This window comes from Pollutimonas subterranea, from assembly GCF_002849655.1.
Lineage (GTDB): Bacteria > Pseudomonadota > Gammaproteobacteria > Burkholderiales > Burkholderiaceae_B > Pollutimonas > Pollutimonas subterranea.
The window spans coordinates 245683-267626 of record NZ_PDNW01000005.1; the positions used below are offsets into that span (position 1 = coordinate 245683).

The 21944-nt window shown below is 57.8% G+C and carries 23 protein-coding genes; 11 read left to right on the forward strand and 12 right to left on the reverse strand.

Annotation, left to right across the window (positions count from 1 at the left end; all coding sequences use genetic code 11):
• Position 1 precedes the first annotated feature (1 nt).
• Positions 2 to 1120, forward strand: a complete 1119-nt coding sequence (mutY, locus tag CR159_RS08440; RefSeq protein WP_102073629.1) for an A/G-specific adenine glycosylase — start codon at positions 2 to 4, stop codon at positions 1118 to 1120.
• On the opposite strand, the gene rodA is transcribed toward mutY, so the two are convergent.
• The 5 genes from rodA to CR159_RS08465 form a co-directional block, all read right to left on the reverse strand.
• A complete protein-coding gene (gene rodA, locus CR159_RS08445; protein WP_102073559.1) occupies positions 1092 to 2228 on the reverse strand; it encodes a rod shape-determining protein RodA in 1137 nt (378 codons plus the stop codon). The two genes, mutY and rodA, sit on opposite strands and share 29 nt — an antisense overlap.
• Entirely contained in the window at positions 2225 to 4285 is a 2061-nt protein-coding gene (mrdA, locus tag CR159_RS08450) for a penicillin-binding protein 2 (RefSeq protein WP_102073560.1), read from the reverse strand. Before mrdA ends, rodA begins: the two co-directional genes overlap by 4 nt.
• Positions 4286 to 4310: 25 nt before the next feature.
• Positions 4311 to 4889 carry a rod shape-determining protein MreD gene (mreD, locus tag CR159_RS08455; RefSeq protein WP_102073561.1) on the reverse strand — a complete coding sequence of 193 codons (579 nt, stop codon included), beginning with the start codon at positions 4887 to 4889 and terminating at the stop codon, positions 4311 to 4313.
• Positions 4867 to 5757: a rod shape-determining protein MreC gene (gene mreC, locus CR159_RS08460; protein WP_102073562.1), complete on the reverse strand. Its 891-nt coding sequence runs from the start codon at positions 5755 to 5757 to the stop codon at positions 4867 to 4869. Before mreC ends, mreD begins: the two co-directional genes overlap by 23 nt.
• 70 nt (positions 5758 to 5827) lie before the next feature.
• Positions 5828 to 6871 carry a rod shape-determining protein gene (locus tag CR159_RS08465; RefSeq protein WP_102068824.1) on the reverse strand — a complete coding sequence of 348 codons (1044 nt, stop codon included), beginning with the start codon at positions 6869 to 6871 and terminating at the stop codon, positions 5828 to 5830.
• A 225-nt stretch (positions 6872 to 7096) separates the two neighbouring features.
• Here CR159_RS08465 and gatC point away from each other — a divergent pair, with 225 nt between their 5' ends.
• Genes gatC through gatB form a run of 3 tightly spaced genes read left to right on the forward strand, consistent with a single transcriptional unit; the run spans position 7097 to position 10395 of the window.
• Positions 7097 to 7405 carry an Asp-tRNA(Asn)/Glu-tRNA(Gln) amidotransferase subunit GatC gene (gene gatC / locus CR159_RS08470; RefSeq protein ID WP_102073563.1) on the forward strand — a complete coding sequence of 103 codons (309 nt, stop codon included), beginning with the start codon at positions 7097 to 7099 and terminating at the stop codon, positions 7403 to 7405.
• Between the two features lie 3 nt (positions 7406 to 7408).
• Positions 7409 to 8941 carry an Asp-tRNA(Asn)/Glu-tRNA(Gln) amidotransferase subunit GatA gene (gatA, locus tag CR159_RS08475; protein WP_102073564.1) on the forward strand — a complete coding sequence of 511 codons (1533 nt, stop codon included), beginning with the start codon at positions 7409 to 7411 and terminating at the stop codon, positions 8939 to 8941.
• Positions 8941 to 10395 (forward strand): Asp-tRNA(Asn)/Glu-tRNA(Gln) amidotransferase subunit GatB, encoded by a 1455-nt coding sequence (gene gatB, locus CR159_RS08480; protein WP_102073565.1) that lies wholly within the window; start codon positions 8941 to 8943, stop codon positions 10393 to 10395. Before gatA ends, gatB begins: the two co-directional genes overlap by 1 nt.
• 99 nt (positions 10396 to 10494) lie before the next feature.
• Here gatB and pyrE read toward each other — a convergent pair whose 3' ends face one another.
• Together pyrE and CR159_RS08490 are read right to left on the reverse strand one after the other, a co-directional pair.
• Complete coding sequence (gene pyrE / locus CR159_RS08485) at positions 10495 to 11166, reverse strand: orotate phosphoribosyltransferase (protein WP_102073566.1); 672 nt, start codon at positions 11164 to 11166, stop codon at positions 10495 to 10497.
• 34 nt (positions 11167 to 11200) lie between these two features.
• Positions 11201 to 12091, reverse strand: a complete 891-nt coding sequence (locus CR159_RS08490) for a LysR family transcriptional regulator (protein ID WP_102073567.1) — start codon at positions 12089 to 12091, stop codon at positions 11201 to 11203.
• 118 nt (positions 12092 to 12209) lie between these two features.
• On the opposite strand from CR159_RS08490, the gene CR159_RS08495 reads away from it, so the two are divergent.
• From CR159_RS08495 to CR159_RS08515, 5 genes are all read left to right on the forward strand, one after another.
• Positions 12210 to 12617: a DoxX family protein gene (locus CR159_RS08495; RefSeq protein WP_102073568.1), complete on the forward strand. Its 408-nt coding sequence runs from the start codon at positions 12210 to 12212 to the stop codon at positions 12615 to 12617.
• A 51-nt stretch (positions 12618 to 12668) separates the two neighbouring features.
• The gene (locus CR159_RS08500; protein WP_102073569.1) at positions 12669 to 13475 is read left to right on the forward strand and encodes a DODA-type extradiol aromatic ring-opening family dioxygenase; all 807 of its coding nucleotides are present in this window, start codon (positions 12669 to 12671) and stop codon (positions 13473 to 13475) included.
• 96 nt (positions 13476 to 13571) lie between these two features.
• Positions 13572 to 14354: an exodeoxyribonuclease III gene (locus CR159_RS08505; RefSeq protein ID WP_102073570.1), complete on the forward strand. Its 783-nt coding sequence runs from the start codon at positions 13572 to 13574 to the stop codon at positions 14352 to 14354.
• A gap of 1 nt (position 14355) precedes the next feature.
• Positions 14356 to 14952 (forward strand): 2-hydroxychromene-2-carboxylate isomerase, encoded by a 597-nt coding sequence (locus tag CR159_RS08510; RefSeq protein ID WP_102073571.1) that lies wholly within the window; start codon positions 14356 to 14358, stop codon positions 14950 to 14952.
• Between the two features lie 232 nt (positions 14953 to 15184).
• On the forward strand, positions 15185 to 15547 hold the full coding sequence (locus tag CR159_RS08515) for a DUF4148 domain-containing protein (RefSeq protein ID WP_102073572.1): 363 nt from the start codon (positions 15185 to 15187) through the stop codon (positions 15545 to 15547).
• A gap of 71 nt (positions 15548 to 15618) precedes the next feature.
• Here the strand turns inward: CR159_RS08515 and CR159_RS08520 are convergent, their stop codons facing one another.
• Genes CR159_RS08520 through metX form a run of 4 tightly spaced genes read right to left on the reverse strand, consistent with a single transcriptional unit; the run spans position 15619 to position 19349 of the window.
• Positions 15619 to 16233, reverse strand: coding sequence for a trimeric intracellular cation channel family protein (locus CR159_RS08520; RefSeq protein ID WP_102073573.1), 615 nt, complete (start codon positions 16231 to 16233; stop codon positions 15619 to 15621).
• A 1-nt stretch (position 16234) separates the two neighbouring features.
• Positions 16235 to 17476 carry a muropeptide transporter gene (locus tag CR159_RS08525; RefSeq protein WP_199173273.1) on the reverse strand — a complete coding sequence of 414 codons (1242 nt, stop codon included), beginning with the start codon at positions 17474 to 17476 and terminating at the stop codon, positions 16235 to 16237.
• Between the two features lie 11 nt (positions 17477 to 17487).
• Complete coding sequence (gene metW, locus CR159_RS08530; RefSeq protein ID WP_102073575.1) at positions 17488 to 18099, reverse strand: methionine biosynthesis protein MetW; 612 nt, start codon at positions 18097 to 18099, stop codon at positions 17488 to 17490.
• Positions 18096 to 19349, reverse strand: coding sequence for a homoserine O-succinyltransferase MetX (gene metX, locus CR159_RS08535; protein ID WP_102073576.1), 1254 nt, complete (start codon positions 19347 to 19349; stop codon positions 18096 to 18098). Before metX ends, metW begins: the two co-directional genes overlap by 4 nt.
• Before the next feature lie 221 nt (positions 19350 to 19570).
• Here metX and CR159_RS08540 point away from each other — a divergent pair, with 221 nt between their 5' ends.
• Positions 19571 to 19861, forward strand: a complete 291-nt coding sequence (locus CR159_RS08540; protein ID WP_102073577.1) for a helix-turn-helix domain-containing protein — start codon at positions 19571 to 19573, stop codon at positions 19859 to 19861.
• On the opposite strand, the gene CR159_RS21415 is transcribed toward CR159_RS08540, so the two are convergent.
• Positions 19773 to 20285, reverse strand: a complete 513-nt coding sequence (locus CR159_RS21415; protein WP_143705454.1) for a hypothetical protein — start codon at positions 20283 to 20285, stop codon at positions 19773 to 19775. The two genes, CR159_RS08540 and CR159_RS21415, sit on opposite strands and share 89 nt — an antisense overlap.
• A gap of 58 nt (positions 20286 to 20343) precedes the next feature.
• Between CR159_RS21415 and gshA the strand changes: the two genes are divergently transcribed.
• Positions 20344 to 21921 (forward strand): glutamate--cysteine ligase, encoded by a 1578-nt coding sequence (gene gshA / locus CR159_RS08550; protein ID WP_102073579.1) that lies wholly within the window; start codon positions 20344 to 20346, stop codon positions 21919 to 21921.
• The last annotated feature ends 23 nt before the right edge of the window (positions 21922 to 21944 follow it).

Here is a 21944-nt window from a genome sequence, read left to right on the forward strand (position 1 = left end):
GATGCTTAATCAGACGCCAGACCTACCCAGCCTGGCCAGCACCGTAGTCGATTGGCAAAAACAGCACGGTCGGCACCATCTACCCTGGCAGGGAACGCAAGACCCCTACCGTATATGGCTGTCGGAAATCATGTTGCAACAAACCCAGGTTGCCACGGTAATAGGCTATTACGAGCGTTTCCTGGTCCGCTTTCCCGATATAGGATCATTGGCGCAAGCGCGACAGGAAGATGTAATGCCTTACTGGGCAGGCCTGGGCTACTATGCCCGCGCACGTAACCTGCATCGGTGTGCCCAGGAACTGGCTGCAAACTGGGACTGTCATTTCCCCCCCACCCCCGAACAGATTGCCATGCTGCCCGGCATCGGGCGCTCGACGGCGGCGGCCATTGCCGCTTTCGCCTACGGCACGCGCAGCCCCATCATGGACGGGAATGTAAAACGGGTCTTCACGCGTTACTTCGGCATCTATGGCGTCACCAGCCAGCGAGCTATCGAGAACCTGCTGTGGGCTACGGCGCAGGGCGCCGTTGAAGCTGCGCCAGTGGAACTGGATATGGCTGCCTATACGCAAGGCCTGATGGATCTGGGCTCCCAATGCTGCGTACGCGGACGCCCTGATTGCGCCAGATGTCCACTAAAGGCGAGGTGTTACGCCTATGAGCACGGAGTACAACAAGAACTGCCTACGCCCAAACCAAGAAAAACAAGTCCTGAACGCGAATGCAAGATGCTCGTGCTGCGCTCGCAGGGCAAAATATTGCTCGAGCAACAGGTCTCGCCCGGCATATGGGGAGGGCTATGGAGCTTGCCGCAATACGGCGATACATCTGAGATCGAAGCGGCCTGCAATCATCTGGGCCAGTCAAGCACAGCGGCCCGTAGAATGGCCGGCTTATTGCATGTGTTCAGTCATTTCAAATTGCATATAGAGCCATGGTATCTGCGGAACGATACCCTTCAGGTGGCGGAAACAAGTCCACGCCAATCCTGGATAGCCATCGAAGATTTGGCGTCCACCGCGCTTCCCGCACCCATAAGAAAGATTCTGGACGGCCTGTTCGGGCCTTATGGCAGAGAACTGCCCCTGGTCACTGACGCACCGGCCGATACCGGCTGATGCTCATCAGTATGCCGCAAGCGACTCCCAGGGTAAGCAGCGCGGTTCCGCCATAGCTCATGAAAGGCAGCGGTACGCCCACCACTGGGAGAATGCCAGTCACCATGCCGACGTTCACGAAGACATACACAAAGAACATCATGGACATGGCGCCGGCCAGCAAGCGTCCAAACTGCGTATGAGCGCGCATGGCGATCGCCAGTCCGCGCACGATCAGCAGGCCATACAGCACCAAAAGCATGATGCCTCCATATAGCCCGAACTCCTCGGCGTACACCGCGAAGATGAAATCCGTGGTGCGTTCTGGAATGAAATCAAGATGCGACTGGGTGCCCATCATGTAGCCTTTGCCGTAAACCCCGCCGGAACCAATGGCAATCATCGACTGTATCGTATGGAAGCCTTTCCCCAGGGGATCAGAGCCGGGATCAAGCAGGGTGCAGACTCTGTATTTCTGATACTCGTGCAACACCACCCAATCGACACCGGGCTGACAAATCACGTTCTCGTAATACATCAAACTCCCTATGCCCGCCACCATCAGCACGGCCAGAGGCGCGAGCAGCTTGAAGGATAGCCCCCCGAAATAGATGACGCAAAAACCGGACGCAAAGACCAATAATGCCGTGCCCAGGTCGGGCTGCATGACAATTAGCGAAAACGGGATGGCCAGCAGCACGCCGGCGACAAAGAAGTCAAGGACCTTCAAGCTGCCCTGGTTGCGGTGAAAATACCAGGCCAGCATCAAAGGCACTGAAATCTTGAGCATCTCGGACGGCTGTATTCGCACCACGCCCAGATTCAACCAGCGCGTGGCGCCCTTGCTTGTCTCGCCAAAAAACTCCACGCCCAGCAAAAGCACGACGCCCATGACGTAAAAGTATGGAGCCAGGCGCATAAGCGTCGGTGGTGGCGTCAGAGCGGTGATCCATAGGAATAAAAACGCAATAAGAAAATTGCGCAGTTGATCCGAGAAACGCCAGTCGGTCCCGCCCACTGCCGAATGCATGACGGTCATTCCAAGCACGGTCATCAGTACCACCAGTGCCAGCAAAGGCCAGTCGAATGCATTGACGGCCTTGAGCATCCATTGCGCTATTCGCTTCATTGGACACCCTGCAGTCGGGCCCGGGCGACGGGCGTATCGGGCGGCGTAGTCATGTCGACATCAGCCGGATCGCTATGCTGCGGCACATCGGGCATATCTTCGGGACGCAATATGGCGTCCATCGACTCGCCGCTGGCGCCCTCTTCCACGGAGCCGGCAGCCGCTTCCAGAGGGGGCTCTATTGGGATGCCGGGGTAGCGGTCACTCGCAAGGCGCTCTGGCGACAGCCAATAATCAAATACCTTGCGTGCCACCGGCGCCGCCACGGTCGCTCCCCAGCCGCCGTTCTCGACAATCAGTGCGACCGCTATCTGAGGATCCTCGACGGGCGCATAAGCCATGAACAGGGCATGGTCGCGCAAACGCTCTTGCACATCCGCGCTGTACTTGGCGCCTTTCAGGCTGTAGACCTGTGCCGTACCGGTTTTTCCGGCCGTTTGATAGGTAGCGCCGGCAAATGCCCTGCGCCCGGTACCTTTGCGAATGACGTCCGCCATCGCATTGCGTATCACAGTCAGGTTTTCCGGCTTGAGCGGTATCGTATAGGACGGCTGGGTCACCGTACGTATCGCCTTGCCGCTCTGCGGGCTCGACACCAGGCTGACCAGATGAGGCTGCATGTAAACACCATCATTGGCCAACACGGCGGTTGCCTGAGCCAGTTGCAGCAAGGTGAACGAGTTATAGCCCTGTCCCACTGTGACCGACACCGTTTCGCCGGCATACCACCGCTGCTGGGCCGGCTTCTTGTACGCCTGGCGCTTCCATTCGGTAGAGGGTAGCACGCCGCGACGCTCGCCCTCGAGGTCAATGCCGGTTATCTGCCCGAAGCCAAACTGCTTGCTGAAATCGTGCAAGGCATTCACACCGATTTCCGGCCCCAATGAAAAAAAGTAGGTGTCCGACGACACGACAATCGCTCGATGCATATCGGTCGGCCCGTACGCCGCACCGCCCGCATTGCGGAAGCGCTGGCCGCCGAATTCGAAGTAGCCGGGATCCGGGATGCGCTGCGTGGCATTACGCTTGCCCAGCTCCAGCGCGGCCAGGCCTACAAACGGTTTGTACGTGGACCCGATTGGATACGTACCATACAACGGCCTGTTGATAAGAGGATGATCGGGTGACTCGTTCAGTTTGCGCCAGTTTTCGACATCGATACCATCGATGAACAGGTTAGGATCAAAAGAAGGCGCCGAAACAAAAGCCAGTACGTCGCCGGTTGCCGGCTCGATGGCCACCAGGGCACCGCGGCGACCCTCGAATTGTTTCTCTGCGACTTTCTGAAGCTCGATATCTATGGACAGAACCAGGTTCGATCCCGGTATGGGGTCAACCCGGCTGAGCGTGCGCACCGGCCGGCCGGTAGCGGTCACTTCCACTTCCTCCACACCGGTGCGGCCGTGCAGCGTTTCTTCCCATGTCTTCTCGATGCCTTTTCTTCCTATTGTGTTGCTTCCACGATAGTTTCCCAGCTTGCCCTCTTTTTCAAGTTCTTCGAGGTCTTTCTCGGAAATTCGTCCCACATAGCCCAGTACATGGGCTGCCGAGTCGCCTTGTGGATACTCACGGACCCAGCGTGCGCTGAGCTCGACACCCGGGAATTTATAGGCATGCGCGGCGAACCAGGACGCTTCTGTGTCATTGAGGTTGTTGCGCAACAATATAGGCGTATACCGCCCGCTCTGATTCATTTGCTGGGAAAACCGACGCCGATCGTTAGGACTTAAATAGACCAACTGCCCCAAGGAGTCGAGCATCGACTTCATATCTGCTTCGACATTGGCCGGTACGACCGAAAGCGTGTAGTCGCGATAATTTCTGGCCAGGACGACGCCATTGCGATCGGTGATTTCGCCACGCCGCGGCGGAATGGGCACGACGGCGATCCGGTTTTGGTCGGCACGCGCCGCCAGGCCCTCGTAGCGCTCGACTTGCAGGTGCCAAAGCCGGCCGGCCAGCACACCAAAGCACAGTATCGCGAACACACCTGCCACGCAGACCCGGACAAACATCTTGCGCTTCTGGTTATGCGTGGTTTTCTTGAACTCAAACATAGGAAATGGTTATCGTCCTGCCCGATCAGGCCGAACCTGACTCCGTCTCGTCCAGCCGGCGCTGAGGCATGTGAAGCAACACATCCGCCAGCGGCCACAGCATCGCGGTGAACAAGGCCGACCACAACCAGGCCCATCCAACCCATTCGCCGGCAAGCCAGGAGTGCGCCAGGCGAGATACGGCTTCGGACAGTACAAAGACGGGAACCATATGTATGGCCTGGACGATGGAGTTGAACCGCTGCAGCCTGCGCCGAAGCAGTAGCGAACCGTAGGCGGCCACACTGAAGGTGAGCGCCTGCTCACCGAGCAAGCCGCCATCGTGCACGTCCATAAGCAGGCCTATGCAGAAGGCGGCAAGCATATTCACCCGCGTGGGTTCATTGAGGCACCAGAATGCGATCACCAGCAACAACAAGTCGGGCGCCGGTTGCCACAGGCGCCAAGGCAACAGCGAGACCAGCCAGATCAGCAAAAGCGTGAACCAGACGAACAGAGGACTGGACGGTCGCTTGAACGGCGAGGCATCGATGGGCTCGAGCGAACTCAGCGACGAACGCCGCTGCCCCGTGGCCGGAACGTTACTGGCCGGCTTGCGAACCATTGGAAGGCTCCTCTTGAGCGGATTCCGGCGGCGAAACATCGACGCGCAGAACCAGGAAATGACGGTGCCTTTCAGGATGAGACAGAGGCGTGGCGACAGCCAAGGCGAAGCCGGATGCGGGATCACGATTGACGTGATCCACCTTTGCGACCGACAGCCCTGCGGGGAATAGCCCTCCAATGCCGCTGGTGACCAGTATATCGCCCGGTTCCAGGTTGACATCGGCAGTCAGGTAACGGACCTCCAGCTTGCCGGTGACATTGCCGCCAAAGGCGATCAGCCGAAGTCCACTGCGCAGCACCTGTACGGGAATCGAGACCTTGTCGTCAGTCAGCAAGGCCGCTTCCGATGTGAATGGTGTAACGCGCACTATCTGTCCGACGATGCCGCCCTCGTCGATGACCGGCATGCCGGGCCGTATACCGCTAGCCGAACCTTTATTGAAAACCAGGTGATGCGAGAACGCATTGGGCGGTTCGTAAAACACTTCGACCGCCACAGAGGGCTGTGTGACGGTATCGGCGACATTGAGCAAGCGCCGCAATTGCTCGTTTTCCGTTGCCAGTTGGGCGGCATGTGTCGATATCTGGGCCAGTTCGATGCGTTGGCGCTGCAAGGCTTCTTTTTCCGTCCGGGCCAGTGCCGCCGCGTCGCTCCAGCTGCTTATGTGCTCGATGGCGTCGCGTGGCGCCATCATGATGCGCTGGAATGGGTACAAGACCACCGAAACGGCTTGCCGGGCAGGATCCAGGATCCGCCACCGCGCATCGACGACCAGCAGGCTCAAGGAAAGCACAACGAACACGAACAGGCGCAACTCTGCGGTCGGACCGCGTTTGAATAGCCTGATCGTGCTATTTTCTTGCATGGAATAATCGCAATGCGCCTTGATCTGCCCAGCGCACACCAAGAGGCACGGGGACCTTTACTGTACGAGGTTAGTCGTAGATGAAAACCGTACCCAGGCGTTCAAGATGCTCGAGCGCCTCGCCGCAGCCGCGCACGACGCAGGTAAGCGGGTCGTCAGCGACCACGACCGGCAGGCCGGTTTCTTCCTGAAGCAGGCGATCCAGATCGCGCAGCAGCGCGCCGCCGCCGGTGAGAGCTATGCCCTTGTCGGTGATATCGGCGCCCAGCTCGGGAGGGGTTTGTTCCAGGGCCGTTTTGACCGCCGACACAATCTGGTTGAGCGGGTCGGTAAGGGACTCGAGAATTTCGTTCGACGACACCGTGAAACTGCGCGGCACGCCTTCGGACAAATTGCGGCCCTTGACTTCGATTTCCCGGATTTCAGAACCCGGGAATGCGGAACCGATTTCTTTCTTGATGAGTTCGGCGGTAGGTTCGCCGATGAGCATGCCGTAGTTCCGGCGAATGTAATTGATAATGGATTCGTCGAATTTGTCGCCGCCCACGCGTACCGAGCCTTTGTAGACCATGCCGCCCAGCGAGATAATGGCCACTTCGGTGGTGCCGCCGCCTATGTCGACGACCATGGAGCCGCTTGCGTCGGAAACACCCAGGCCCGCGCCGATCGCGGCGGCCATCGGTTCTTCGATGAGGTACACCTGGCTGGCTCCGGCACCCAGCGCCGACTCACGGATTGCGCGACGCTCGACCTGCGTTGAACCGCAGGGAACGCAAACGATAATACGCGGGCTGGGCGCAAACATGCTGCGCGGGTGCACCATGCGTATGAACTGCTTGAGCATTTGTTCGGTTACGGTGAAATCGGCGATGACGCCGTCTTTCATGGGGCGAATGGCCTCGATATTGCCAGGAACCCGGCCAAGCATCTGTTTGGCTTCGCGACCCACCGCCTGTATGATTTTCTTACCGTTGGGGCCGCCTTCGTGGCGAATCGCAACAACCGAAGGCTCGTCAAGCACTATGCCCTTGCCGCGCACATAAATTAACGTATTGGCAGTACCGAGATCGATCGCCATATCGGTGGAGAAGTAACTACGCAGGAATCCGAACATGGGCGCTCAGTGAAATCAAGATTTAAAAGACAGATAATTCGCACATTTCTTTCGCGAACGCGAAAAGCCATAAGTTGGCCAACGAATTAAACCGACAATGATAACTTATAATTGACCTTCGATAGGGTCGAATAGCAGCATATTATGTTCTGTAACCGAACGCCCCCCGTGGCTGTTGCAAGTTAATACATTCACCCCTGCACTGTCCTTTTAATCAAGAAACTCATGGCAATTACTCAGCAAGATGTGGCCCGTATAGCGCGGCTAGCACGTATTCAGCTTTCGCCTGACGAAGTCGCACACGCCCAGGCAGACTTGGGCGAAATGCTAGGCTTGATCGAACAATTACAGGCAGTCGACACCGCCGGTGTCGTCCCGATGGCGCATCCGCTGTCTGCGCATCAGGATATTATGCTGCGACTGCGCCCCGATGTCGCGGCGCCCACCAACACGCTCGCCCAGCGCCAGGCATTGATGGCAAATTCGCCGGCCGAAGAAGACGGCCTGTTCCTGGTGCCCACGGTAATCGAGTAAATAATGTCAAGCACACCCCTACACGCTGAATTCGATAGTATTGCGTCTTTACGCAGCGCCTTGCTTGAACGCAAGCTCAGTGCACGCGAACTGGCGGCCAGCGCACTCGATGCCGCCCAATCAAATAACGATCTGAATGCATTCCTGCACCTGGATCGCGACCTGACCCTTGCCCAGGCCGATGCGGCCGACACGCTGCTGGCGGCAGGCCAGGGCACTGCCCTGACCGGCATACCTATTGCCCACAAAGACGTCTTTGTTACGCAGAACTGGCGCACTACGGCCGCCAGCAAGATGCTGGCGACCTATGTCAGCCCTTTCGATGCAACCGTCGTCAGCAAACTCCAGGCTGCTGGGGCGGTCTCACTGGGCAAACTGAACTGTGACGAATTCGCCATGGGTTCCGGCAACGAGAACTCGGCGTTCGGCGCGGTCAAGAATCCCTGGGACGCCACGGCTGTCCCGGGCGGTTCGTCAGGCGGTTCGGCCGCGGCCGTTGCGGCCAGCTTGGTCATGGCTGCCACCGGCACCGATACCGGCGGCTCGGTGCGCCAACCCGCTGCCTTGTGCGGCGTCAGCGGCATCAAGCCTACATACGGTACGATTTCCCGCTACGGCATGATCGCCTATGGGTCCAGCCTTGACCAGGCCGGCCCTATTGCGCGCCACGCCAGAGACCTCCTCGACCTGCTCGATACCATGAGCGGGTTCGACCCGCGCGATTCAACCAGCCTTGAAACCTGCGATGGTGTGGCCAATGAACCCGGTCGCATCCGTGCCGACTTCGACGCGGTGGTGAAAAGCCAGCACGCCGCCGGCGAACAACCCTTGAAGGGTCTGCGCATAGGCGTACCCACGGAATTTTTCAATGGCGGCCTGGCCACAGACGTGGCCGACGCGGTGGAAGCGGCACTTCAGACCTTCGAGTCTCTGGGAGCACGGCGTGTCAGCATCTCACTGCCGCGCACGGCCTTATCCATCCCGACCTATTACGTCATCGCGCCTGCGGAAGCATCAAGCAACCTGTCGCGCTACGACGGAGTGCGCTATGGCCACCGGGCAGAGCAATACCGCGACCTGGCCGAAATGACCAGCCGCTCGCGTACCGAGGGATTCGGGCCGGAAGTCCTGCGCCGCATCATGGTAGGCACCTATGTACTGTCCCATGGCTACTACGACGCCTATTATCTGCAGGCACAGCGCGTGCGCCGCATGATCGCCAATGATTTCCAGCATGCCTTCGCAGACCACTGCGACGTCATCATGGGGCCGGTTACCCCGACCGTGGCCCGGCACATCGGTGACAACAAGGAAGACCCCACCGCCGACTGGCTTGCCGACGTCTACACCTTGGGCGTCAGCCTGGCCGGCCTGCCGGCCATGTCTATTCCCTGCGGCTTTGGCAGCCCGCAGCGCCCATTGCCTATCGGGCTGCAAATTATCGGCAACTATTTCAAGGAAGGCCAGCTTTTGGCAATCGCCGACCGCTACCAGCAAGTTACCGACTGGCACCAACGCAAACCAGGACAACAATAATGGAATGGGAAATCGTCATCGGGCTGGAAACGCATACGCAGCTTTCCACCGAATCCAAGATTTTTTCTAACAGTACCACCCAGTTCGGCGCAGCCGCCAATACACAGGCCAATGAGGTCGATATGGCGCTGCCGGGCAGCTTGCCGGTCATGAACAAAGGCGCCGTCGAACGCGCAATCCAGTTCGGCCTGGCGGTCGGCGCACACATCGAACCCCGCTCCATATTTGCCCGCAAGAACTATTTCTATCCCGACCTTCCTAAAAACTACCAGATCAGCCAGTTCGAAATTCCGGTGGTACAAGGCGGGACAATCAGTTTCTTTGTCGGCGATCAGGAAAAGACCGTCAACCTGACGCGCGCCCACCTGGAAGAAGACGCCGGCAAGTCATTGCACGAGAATTTCACGGGGCCTCGCGGAGAATCATCCACCGGCATCGACCTGAACCGGGCCGGCACGCCTCTCCTCGAGATTGTTTCCGAGCCCGAAATGCGTTCTGCGGCCGAGGCCGTGGCGTATGCGCGCGCGCTCCATGGCCTGGTGGTCTGGTTGGGCATCTGCGATGGCAACATGCAGGAGGGGTCCTTCCGGATCGACGCCAACGTATCGGTGCGCCCCAAGGGACAGGAAAAGCTGGGCACGCGCAGCGAGGTCAAGAATGTCAATTCCTTCCGCTTCCTCGAGCGCGCCATCCAATATGAAGTCCGTCGCCAGATCGAACTTATCGAAGATGGCGGCCAAGTCGTACAGGAAACCCGCCTTTACGATTCCGAGCGCGACGAAACACGCAGCATGCGAAGCAAGGAAGATGCGCACGACTATCGCTACTTTCCAGATCCCGACCTGCCGCCCCTGGTCATCGCACCGGAATGGATTGCTCGCGTCAAGGCCGCGATGCCGGAGCTTCCCGCCCAGAAGCGGCTACGGTTCGAGCAAGAACTAGGTTTGAGTAGCTACGATGCGGCCCAGCTCACCATGAACCGGATCACTTCCACCTATTTTGAAGAGCTGGCAGGCAAGCTGCCGGACGGCCAGGCCAAGCTTGCCGCCAACTGGGTGCTCGGAGAGCTGTCGGCGGCCCTGAACCGCGACGAGCTAGACATTGCCCAAAGCCCTATCAAGCCGGACACGATGGCGGCACTGGTGGCGCGCATCATCGACGGCACCATCTCAAACAAAATGGCGCGCGATGTCTTTGCCGCCATGTGGGCAGGCGAAAACGGCGGTGATCCCGACGCAATCATCGAGGCACGCGGACTGAAGCAGATCAGCGACAGCGGCGCCATCGGAACAATGATCGACGACGTACTGGCGGCAAACCCCGCCATCGTCGATGAGTTCCGGGCCGGCAAGCAAAAAGCATTCAACTCGCTGGTTGGGCAAGTCATGAAAGCCGCCAAGGGCAAAGCGAACCCGCAGCAAGTCAACGATTTGCTGAAGGAAAAGCTGGGATAGGACGATGGTCGGCCGGGCGTGTCTGCGTGGCACGCCAGCCGCCGTAACAGCGGAACGCCGCCCGCCGGGCGGGCCCGGTATCCATTTTTACCCGTACCCTTAAACGCCGTATTTAACCCTATAGGCTGCCACGTCGTCCCGGTGTTCGGCAAGCTGGCTATCGTTTTCCAGCAACGCCATGATATCGGCCAGGGACGCAATACTGACTACTGGAATCCCATAAGTACGGGCCACATCCTGCACGGCGGAATGTGCCGACAAGGCATCGTCCGGGCCCGCACGCTCCATGCGGTCCAGTGCGATCAACACAGCTGCAGGCTGCGCGCCTGCCTGGCGGATGATTTCCACCGACTCCCGCACCGATGTACCAGCAGTGATTACGTCGTCGATGATCACGACCTTGCCTTGCAATGGTGCACCCACCAGGATCCCACCCTCGCCGTGGTCCTTGACCTCTTTGCGATTGAAGGCAAAGGGAACGTCACGCCCGCCCAGTCCAGGATGATTGGCCAGCGCTACGGCCGTTGCGGTGGACAGTGGTATCCCTTTATAGGCCGGGCCAAACAACATATCGAAATCGACACCCGACTCTACCAGGGCCTGCGCATAGAACTGGGCAAGACGGCCCACGGCAAGGCCGGAATTGAACAGGCCGGCATTAAAGAAATAAGGGCTTAATCGTCCTGACTTGACTTTGAATTGACCAAACTTCAAAACGCCTTGTTCCAGGGAAAAACGCACGAAATCAGTGCGATAAGAAGAGTCGGTCATAACATTGCAGATATAGGAAAACCGATATTATCGGTCATAACCCGGAACCGCCCAAAGCCTCAGTCACAAAGTCGATGAAGGTGCGTACTTTTGGGGTCAAGTATTTACGGCTGGTGTACGTGGCATAGAGTTCCTGGGGCGCTTGGTGATATTGGGGAAGCACCTGCACCAAGCGGCCTGCCGCCAGGTCATCGTCCACCAGCCACCCCGGCATGTAGCCGATGCCAACGCCGGCCCGTACCGCATGATACGAGTACGTAGAGTCATCAGATCTCATTACCGGATTCAGCCGTATGATCACTTTGCCTTTGGGCCCATCGAACTCGAAGCCCTCGGAACCCAGGTAGCTGGGCAGGATACCACCGTAGCTGGCCAACGCGGAAATGGTTTCCGGCACCCCGAAGGTCTCAAGATAACCGGGCGTCGCCACCAAGTAAAACTGAATGGTGCAGATCTTGCGCACGATCAGATGTGCCGATGGATCGCGGGTAACGCGCAAGGCCAGGTCGTACCCTTCAGCGGCCAGATCCACTTTCCGATTGGAAAAACGCAGGTCAAGAACCACGTCCGGATACCTCTTCTGATAAGCGGCAAGCACATCGACCACGCGCGGGTTGGCAAACCACACCGGCGCGGTGACTTTCAGATTTCCCCGCGGCGCCTCTACGCTGCTACCTATTGCGGCCGCCGCAAGTTCGAGCATTTCCAATGCTCCCCGGCATTGTTCGAAATACAAGGCGCCCGCTTCAGTCAGGCTGACGCGGCGACTCGTTCGATTCAGCAAGCGTACGCCGAGCTCGCGCTCCAGATGCGCCAGGTGTTTGCTGACCATGGGCGCCGAAAGCGAAAGCCTGTCAGCCGCGGCGACGAAGCTGCCGGCGTCGGCGATCTCACAAAACACTCGCAGACTCAGCAATGTGTCCATCGTTTCCTCTCAGGAAATGAATCGTTAATTATTTCGACATATATTTCTTATCGCTATTCTATTAAACTTTGTTGCGATAGATCATTGACATACTCTTATTACACTTTATTGGAAAACCATGACGACCAACTCTTGCACTATCTGGACCCCCCGCGTACTCAGCATCCTGCGTATTGTCAGCGGTTATTGCCTGCTTTGGCATGGAACCAGCAAGTACTTTGGCTTTCCCGGCTCAGCCATTGAAAACCTGCCAATTTTCTCCATGATGGGCATTGCGGGATTGATTGAATTGATTGCGGGCGTACTGCTGATCATCGGGCTCTTCACACGCGGCGCCGCATTTATCGCATCCGGCTTTACCGCTGCGGCCTACTTTATTGGCCATGTCGCCACCAAGGGCTCGTTCTTTTTCCCGACCATGAACGGCGGCGAAGCCGCAGTCCTGTTCTGCTTTATCTTCTTGTACCTCGCCGTTGCCGGCGCTGGCCCGTGGAGCATCGACGCCATGCGCAACAAGTCCAACTAACCAAACAGCACACTTGCCCGGCCACCCGGCCGGGCTCCCCGGAATGTCATCATGAAACTGCCTGTCTACTTTATCTCCCACGGCGGCGGCCCATGGCCGTACATTCCTGCCATGCAGGCCAGCAATGCGGCACTTGCAGCGTCACTGCGCGATATCCCTGCGCAACTGGGACGCAAGCCGAAGGCCATCCTGATGGTTTCAGCGCATTGGGAAACAGACGGAGTTTTCAGTATCACGGCCAATTCGCGGCCACCGATGATCTATGACTACTACGGCTTTCCTGAGCACACCTACCAAATTCAGTACCCGGCACATGGCTCTCCCGAGCTGGCCGGGCGCGTGCAAGAACTATTATCAGCCGCTGACCTGCCCGTCGTCGCCGATACTCAGCGCGGGTACGACCACGGTGCTTTCGTGCCTGCCTCCGTCATGTATCCGCAGGCAGATGTACCGATGATTCAACTGTCCATCGATGCCGGATACGATCCAGCCCTGCACCTTGCCCTGGGCCGGGCCCTGTCCCCGCTACGTGACGAAGATGTACTGATCATCGGCAGCGGTCTGAGCTATCACAATCTGCGGCAAATCTATGGCGGCGGGGCTGGTGCATCGGCGCAGTTCGATGCCTGGCTGCAACATGTGTTGCTCGGCTCCCCCACACGCCAGCGTGCGGCAATGCTGCAAGACTGGGAACGCGCACCTGCCGCCCGGCTTGCCCACCCGCGGGAAGACCACCTGGTACCACTCATGGTGGCCGTCGGCGCCGCCGAACATGACACGGCAAGCTGTGTTTATCATGAAAACCAGGCATTCGCCGGGATCACCGCTTCAAGCTTCCGGTTCGACGCGACTGCCTGAGACATCTGACTCCCGCTGAGAGCAACCGCTTTCCCGACCCCTTCAGCCGGCAAAAAGGTTAAAGTCTCAACTTCATCAGATTTCCAGAGTAATACGATGCTACGCGTGATATCCGCCAATCTGAACGGGATTCGTTCGGCCGTCAACAAGGGCTTCCTGGAATGGATTCCGGGCCAGAATGCAGATTTCATCTGCATGCAGGAACTGAAGGCGCAAGTCGACAACATGACCGTCGAGATGCTGAACCCACAAGGCTATTACGGCTACTTCCACTATGCCGAAAAGAAGGGGTATAGCGGCGTGGGCGTGTATGCGCGAACCCAACCATTGCAAGTCATTGAAGGCCTTGGCGTCCCCGAGATCGATGCCGAGGGACGCTACCTGGAACTGGTATACGACAAATTGTCGGTTATTTCTCTGTATCTGCCATCAGGCTCCAGCGGCGATCACCGCCAGTCCGCCAAGTATGTATTCATGGAACATTTTTTTGCGCATCTTGCCACGCTGGTCAAGTGCGGACGGCAGGTCATCCTGTGCGGTGACTGGAACATCGCACACAAAGAAATCGATCTCAAGAATTGGAAGGGCAACCTGAAAAATAGCGGCTTCCTTCCCGAGGAACGCGCGTGGCTGACCAAAGTCCTGGACGAATTGGGCTGGGTCGATGTCTACCGTCATCTTTTCCCGGATACCACCGGCGACGCCTACACATGGTGGAGCAACCGGGGACAGGCGTGGGCCAATAACGTGGGCTGGCGCATCGACTACCAGATCGCCACTCCCGACATCGCGGCCACGGCCACCGAGGCTTCCATTTATAAAGAACAGCGGTTCAGCGACCATGCGCCGTTGACAATCGAATACGGCTGGAGTGCATAGCATGAAAACCATTCACTATTATCTTTCGCCCAAATCCCCATGGACCTACCTGGGCCATGACAGGTTGCTGGAAATGGCCCGGCGCCATAATGCCGTCGTGCTACCCCGGCCCATGGACCTTAGCCGCGTATTCCCGCTATCCGGCGGCCTGCCCCTGGATAAGCGACCGGCACAACGGCAGGCATACCGCATTACAGAACTCAAGCGCTGGTCGGAGTTCCTTGACGTGCCTCTGACGATTCATCCCAAGTTCTTCCCGGTCGACGATGTGCCGGCCGCGAAAATGGTGACAGCCGTCATCATGGCCGGCGACAACGACGGAGCATTGAAGCTGACTGGCGCCCTATTGCGAGCCGTATGGGCACAGGAGCTGGACATCTCTGACCCCGCAACGCTGGTTCGAATAGGTAATGAATGCGGACTGGACGGGTCCAGCTTGTATACCAGTCGGGAATCGGCAGCCGATTTGTACGCGCAATACACGAAGGATGCCATCGACCTGCAGGTATTCGGCGCACCGTGGTACGAGTATCGGGGAGTGCCGTACTGGGGGCAAGACCGGCTGGACTTTCTGGATCGTGCACTGAAGGAAGATTGATTGGCAGCGGGGCAAGAATTGCTCCGCTCGCCATTGTTTATCCCGATTATGGCGATAGCGCTTCGCTATACCCCTAGCAAAACACTGATTGTTGCTTAAATCGGAATTGACTATACAAGAATCTAGGGTTTATCCCTACATCAAACTGTCACATACTGGACCCATCGAAACACACAGCGCATTGCTTTCTTTGCACCAGCGCCGTTTCGTCCCTACTTTTATTGGAGCCAGTATGAAAACCCTCGTTACCGCATTGATGATTTCCGCAGCTACTTTTGCCGGCGCAGCCCAGGCAGCCGATGAGTCCACCCTTACCCGCGCACAGGTGATTGCCCAAATGCAAGAAGCCAAGTCGGCCGGCCTGGTCAGCAGTGGCGAATTGGATTACCCGCCCGCATTCAACTCCACAAGCTCGAAAGATCGTTCGGAAGTTAAAGCCGAACTGGCCGCTGCGATTGAGGCCGGTGAAATCCAGGTTGGTGAAGACGCTTATCCTTCCATGGCAGCCACGGGTAGCTCAAAGTCCCGCGCAGAGGTCAAGGCTGAACTGTTTGATTATGCATCCGTCCACTCAGACGAACACGTCGAGGCCTAATTTTCGACAGCCCACCGGCAGGAATGGGCTTGATGCGAAAAAGAACGAATGGCGAATTCCTGCCCAGCCCATTAGCGCCATTCGTCCCGATAGACAAATTTTGGCATCTGCCAATTGAAGCGCAGCGCCAACAAACGAAACACAAGGCCGAACAACATAGCCCCGATCATGGAGGCATTGAGGTTTGCGCCTAAATATTGGCTGCCGATGAATAGGCCGCCAGTCACCACCGACACGCTGGCATACAACTCCTTGCGCAACAGCAGGGGAATGTCGTTGCAAAGCACGTCGCGCAGCACACCTCCCGCGCATCCGGTAATCATGCCGCTGACCAATACCACAGTAATGGGCAGCTGCATCTGCAACGCCACCTGGCAACCTATCACTGTGAAAACCACCAATCCCAAGGCATCCAGAAAAAGGAACAGCCTATGCAGGCGGCGCATCACGGGTGCCGCAATGGCGGTCAGCAAGGCCGCCGCTGCCGTGATCCACAGATACTCGGGATGTAGTACCCATGTAAGCGGGTAATGGCCAAGAAGAACGTCACGTACCGACCCGCCCCCGAGCGCCGTGACGCAGGCAATAATGCATACGCCCACCCAGTCCATGTCGCGCCGCCCGGCGGCCAGCGCCGCGGTCATCGCTTCGGCCGTAATGGCAATCAGGTAGAGGGCAAGCAGCATGTCAGCGAACCGCCTCGAGCCCGTCGATTTCGACGCGGCGCATGCGAAGCAGGATCAAGCCCGGCAGCCCGATAAGCACAGTGATGACGAAGAACCCAGGCCACCCTATGGACTCGACCAGTGGTGGCGTCAGCGGACCGGCAAGATAAGTGCGCCCCACCGCTGACAAGGCAGACAGCAAGGCAAATTGGGTCGCTGAAAACTCCTGCTTGCACAGTGCCATGAGCAGTGCCACAAAGGCCGCCGTACCCAATCCGCCGCACAGATTCTCGACGCCCACCACCAGCGCCATGGAATAGATATGAGGAGGCGTGACGGCAAGAACCCAATACCCGAAATTGGACAGTGCCTGCAGCAGGCCGAACAGCATTAATGAGCGATACAAGCCCAGACGCGCCATCAGGGCTCCGCCGGCCAGGGCACCGACAATCGTGGCCGCAAGGCCGAAGGCTTTGTTCACCGCGCCGACTTCGGTCCCGGTAAATCCTGCGCCACGCAATAGAAAGGTTGTTGACAAGGCGCCGGCAAAGGCATCGCCCAACTTGTACAACACAATAAGCAGCAAAATGCTCAATGCACCCGGGCGCTTGAAAAACTCCAGCATGGGCTCGACGACAGCAATGGCAAGCGTCCTGGGCGCGCGCGCAATGACTTCGGGTTCGGGTGCCAACAAGGTGGCGAGCGCACACAAGGCCATGAGAGCGCCCATCGCGAAATAGGTATTGCCCCAGCCCAGCCATTGGTCGGCCAATACCAGCGCCAGGCCGCCCGATACGATCATGGCCAGCCGATAGCCCAACACTTTTACCGCCGCGCCCGCCGCGCGTTCTTCCTTGCGCAACACATCGGTGCTGTAGGCATCGAAGGCAATATCCTGCGTTGCCGACAGAAACGCCACCAACACCGCAAGAAGCGCCAGTATCATCAAGTTATCAGAGGGCGAATAAAAGCCCATGGACGCGATGACCGCGCCCAGAAGAATCTGCGTAACGAAGATCCAACTGCGGCGGCGCCCCAACATTGGCGGCGCATAGCGGTCGACCAGGGGCGCCCACAAGAACTTCAATGTGTAGGCTGTTCCGATGAGCGTGAGGAAACCGATATTCTGCAGCGATACGCCCGACAGCGTCGCCCAGGCCTGCAAGGTGCCGCCGGTAAGCGCTAAAGGCAGGCCGCTGGCGAAACCCAGCACCAATAAGGGTATGACTCGAGGGCTGCCATAAACGTTGATAAACGAAGCGATGGTGGTCCTCTTTAATCTGGTGTTTCGAAACGGTACACCGCCAGGGTGCTGCGCCAGCTGGGCAGCAGTTTAACTTCTTTGTTGCCGTTGAATGTTGCCAGATGGGTGATACGCAGCCTGAGTGCCGCAGCAAGGTCTTCGAAATCCTTGAGCGTGCACAAATGGATGTTGGGCGTATCGAACCATTGATAAGGCATCTCGCCGGTCACCGGCATGCGTCCCGACAATATCGACCAACCGTGCGGCCAATAGCCGAAGTTGGGAAACGACACAATGCCAAATCGAGCCACACGTGCCATCTCGCGAAGGATATGTTCGGTGTGATGCATGGATTGAAGCGTTTGCGACAGCACCACGGTATCGAACTGCTGATCGTCAAACAGAGCCAGGCCTTCTTCGAGATTCTGCTGAACGACCTGTACACCGCGACGCACCGACGCGATAACCAGTTCATCGCTGAGCTCCACGCCCACACCCGTGACGTTCTTGTTGTTTTGCAGATAGGCCAGAAGGGTGCCGTCTCCGCAACCCAGATCCAGGACACGGCTTTCCGGCTCGACCCAGCTGGCGATTCGTTTAAGGTCTGCCCGTACATGCTTGGGCGCCACGCTGACTTGGGTCACTTGAGCACTCCTATGGTTTGAATGCGCTCCGGAAGTCCAAGCTTGGCCGCGATACGGTCGTAGTATCCCTGTATCACCGCGTGGTAGCGGACATCGTCCAGCAAAAATGCATCATGGCCGTGTGGCGCATCGATTTCCGCATACGTGACGGGCCGCTTGTTCTTTAACAGCGCCCGCACTATTTCGCGGGAGCGGGCCGGCGGAAAACGCCAATCGGTACTGAAAGAAACCAGCAGGAAATCCGCCGCCACCCCTTGCATCGCGCGCACCAGGTCGCCGCCATGGCTGCGCGCCGGATCGAAGTAGTCGAGCGCCCGGGTGATCAGCAAGTAAGTGTTGGCATCGAAATAGGTGGAAAACTTTTCGCCCTGATAACGGAGATAGGACTCGACCTCGAATTCAACATCGTAGCCGTAGTGGAATTCGCCATTGTCGGCCGGCGCGCGCTGGGTTCGCCCGAACTTCTGGGCCATGTCGTCATCAGACAAATACGTAATGTGCCCTACCATGCGCGCCACCGACAGGCCATGGCGCGGCACGGTGTTGTGGGCGTAGTAGTTACCGCCGTGGAAATCCGGATCGCTGATGATGGAGCGGCGCGCGACCTCGTTAAAGCCGATGTTTTGTGCCGACAAGCGCGGGGTACTGGCAATGACGATGCAATGAGCGATGCGTTCCGGACAGGTTATGGCCCAGCTCAAGGCCTGCATCCCGCCCAGTGAACCTCCCATGACGGCCGCGAACTTATGGATGCCGAAATGGTCTGCCAGACGGGCCTGGGCCTGGACCCAATCCTCGACAGTCAGCATGGGGAATGCCGCCGCCCAGGGCTGACCTGTTTCCGGATTGATGCTGGCCGGTCCGGTCGAGCCAAAGCATGAACCGATATTATTGACGCCGATGACGAAGAACCTGTCGGTATCGACGGCTTTCCCCGGCCCAACCATATTGTCCCACCAGCCGATATCCTTCGGGTCACTCGCCGATATGCCGGCTACATGATGCGAGGCATTCAGTGCATGACAAATCAGCACGGCGTTGCTGCGCTCGGCATTCAAGGTGCCATAGGTTTCCACGGCAAGCTCATAGCTCGGAAGCGTCTGGCCGCTGCTTAAATGTAGCGGCTCATCGAATGCAATAAGCTGGGGTGCCACGATGCCGACGGATCCTGGGGGCACGATGATTTGGTCGGCAGGATCGACAGCGTTGGCGGGTTTGGTGGAAACGACGGGTGCGGAAATAGCGGCCATATGGACCTCTTTAGCTGGATTTATGAGGCGCCCGCAAGCAGATCAAGCAAATCGGCGCTCTGTAGAAACATAATATTATCACTGTTGCCGAGCCCAACTGCCCTGCTGCGCCGAAAAATACCAATGCTGACCGTCCGGTTATTTTCACGGAAACTGAAAATAATTGATACATTTGATCGAAATCCAGCAAAAGAATCACATATCAAAAGGATTGACAGCGCATGAAGCCACTAACAGATCGCGAACTCACATGCCTACGGTGGGCAGCCGTCGGCAAGACCAGCTGGGAGGTGGGGGTTATCCTGGGCTTGACCGAGCGCACCATCAATTTTCACGTTCATAACGCTTGCCAGAAACTGGGCGTGCATGGACGCCAAGCCGCCATTACGGCAGCGTTCCAGTCGGGGCTGATGCCGACCATACTTACCGAATCACTTCCAGGCTTTGCAGGAACTGCTCGGCCTGCTGTTGCGGGAACGTTGCCTGATCAGCCGTCACAATACCCTCGATAAGCGCGTGCTCCGTAAGCCAAACAACTGCCTGCATGCGCACACTACCCTGGGGCGATACGCCATCGATAATAAAGGGAACACCTTCTTTCGGCAGTTCGGCGGGCTCCGCGACGCCCAGGTTGCGGTAAAGCGATCCGACCACCGACAGGGCAAACTCACGAGCCTGTTCCGGCTTGTGGCGCAATGGTTCAGGCAGCGGCGCATAGGCCACGGCAAAGACAGCCTGGTCTACCGTGGCAGTGGCCAGGCTAAATAGCACTTCGTGATCCGAGTACTCAAGTGGCCGTTGCTGGGTAAGTGGACGGTCGGGGAAAAATGCTTTTACAGCACCATCGGCAACGGTAGCCTCGCGCCAGTTATAGTTGGGCGTACATCCCAGCAGCAGGCCCGCCAGCACTACTATCAATCCAAAACGCATCAACACCAGACCCCTCAGGTAAAATCGGCAGCGACAACGACTTCTAAAATAAAGATACCTTGTAATGATCTCATCTAATCAACGCCTAGTCTTGCTGGGTCAGAACCGGCCCGCCCTCAAAGATATACTGCGCGGTATCGAGAAAGAAGGACTGCGTGTCGATGGACAGGGAAAGCTGGCCACCACGCCGCATCCCCGAAGCCTGGGTTCGGCGCTCACCAATGAGCGCATAACCACCGATTACTCCGAAGCATTGCTCGAACTGATTACCGGTACGCACAATTCCATTGAAGGCTTGCTGGCCGAACTCGAAACAACACACCGATTTGTCGCCCAGGAACTGCAGGACGAGCTGATCTGGAACCAGTCCATGCCGGCAACACTGCCGGTTGAACGCGACATTCCCATCGCCTGGTATGGCACATCGAACACGGGCATGCTCAAGCATGTTTACCGGCGTGGCCTGGCTGAACGTTATGGCAAGGCGATGCAGTGCATTGCGGGGGTTCATTACAATTTTTCCCTGCCCGACTCAATCTGGGAAATTATCGGCACACCCGGCGCGTCGCCGGAAGACCGGCGATCACAAGGCTATCTTGCCCTCATCCGAAACTTCACCCGCTATTCGTGGTTACTGATGTACTTGTTCGGTGCCTCGCCCGCCGTATCGGGGAGCTTCATGCAAGGCATAGATCACTCCTTGCATAAACTGGACGCCGACACATTCTATTTGCCACACGCCACGAGCCTGCGCATGAGCGACATCGGATACCAGAACAAAGCGCAATCCGATCTGCAACTGTGCTACAACGACCTCGACACCTTCCTGGAGCGTCTCTATACGGCAGTCACGACCCCGTGGCCCGACTACGTCAAGATCGGAACTCACCGGGATGGCGAGTGGATCCAGCTGAACACCAACATCCTGCAGATCGAAAACGAGTTCTACTCCAACATCCGCCCCAAGCGCGCTACCAGTCGATGTGAACGTCCCGCGACGGCCATGGCCGAACGCGGCGTTCAATACATCGAGGTCCGATGCCTTGACATCGACCCCACCACACCCATCGGCATTTCGGCACCGACCAGCCGGTTCATGGACGCCTTCCTGTTATTTTGCGCCATCGAAGAAAGCCCACTGTTCCCCAACAACGGCTACTGTCGGGACAGCCACGACAACTTCAGCCTGGTATCCAAGGAAGGACGTAAACCTGGCCTCGAATTGATCAAACAGGACAAGCCAATATCGCTAGCCGACTGGGGCGAGGAGCTGCTCGAACGTATTGGTCCCTATGCCAGGCTGCTGGACGAAACGCATGGCGGTGTCCACTATGACGAAGCCGTCACTGCGCAAAAGGACAAGATTCGCGACAGCCAGCTGACACCATCGGCGCAATTGTTGAATCAATTGCGCGAGCATGGCGCAAGCCTTCACGACTATTCCCTGGAACAAAGTCGGCAACATCGCGATGCACTGCGCGCTCAACCCTTGGACGCCAGCACGCTACAGGAATACGAGGCCATTGTCAGTGATTCCGTCGTCGAACAGCAACGACTGAAAAACAGCGATACCGAAGATTTTTCCAGCTATGTCGCGCGCTTCCATGCCGCTCTTCGACGCCCGGTAAAACAGCAGTCGTAAGGCAGGCGGCGCGACGCCGCGTT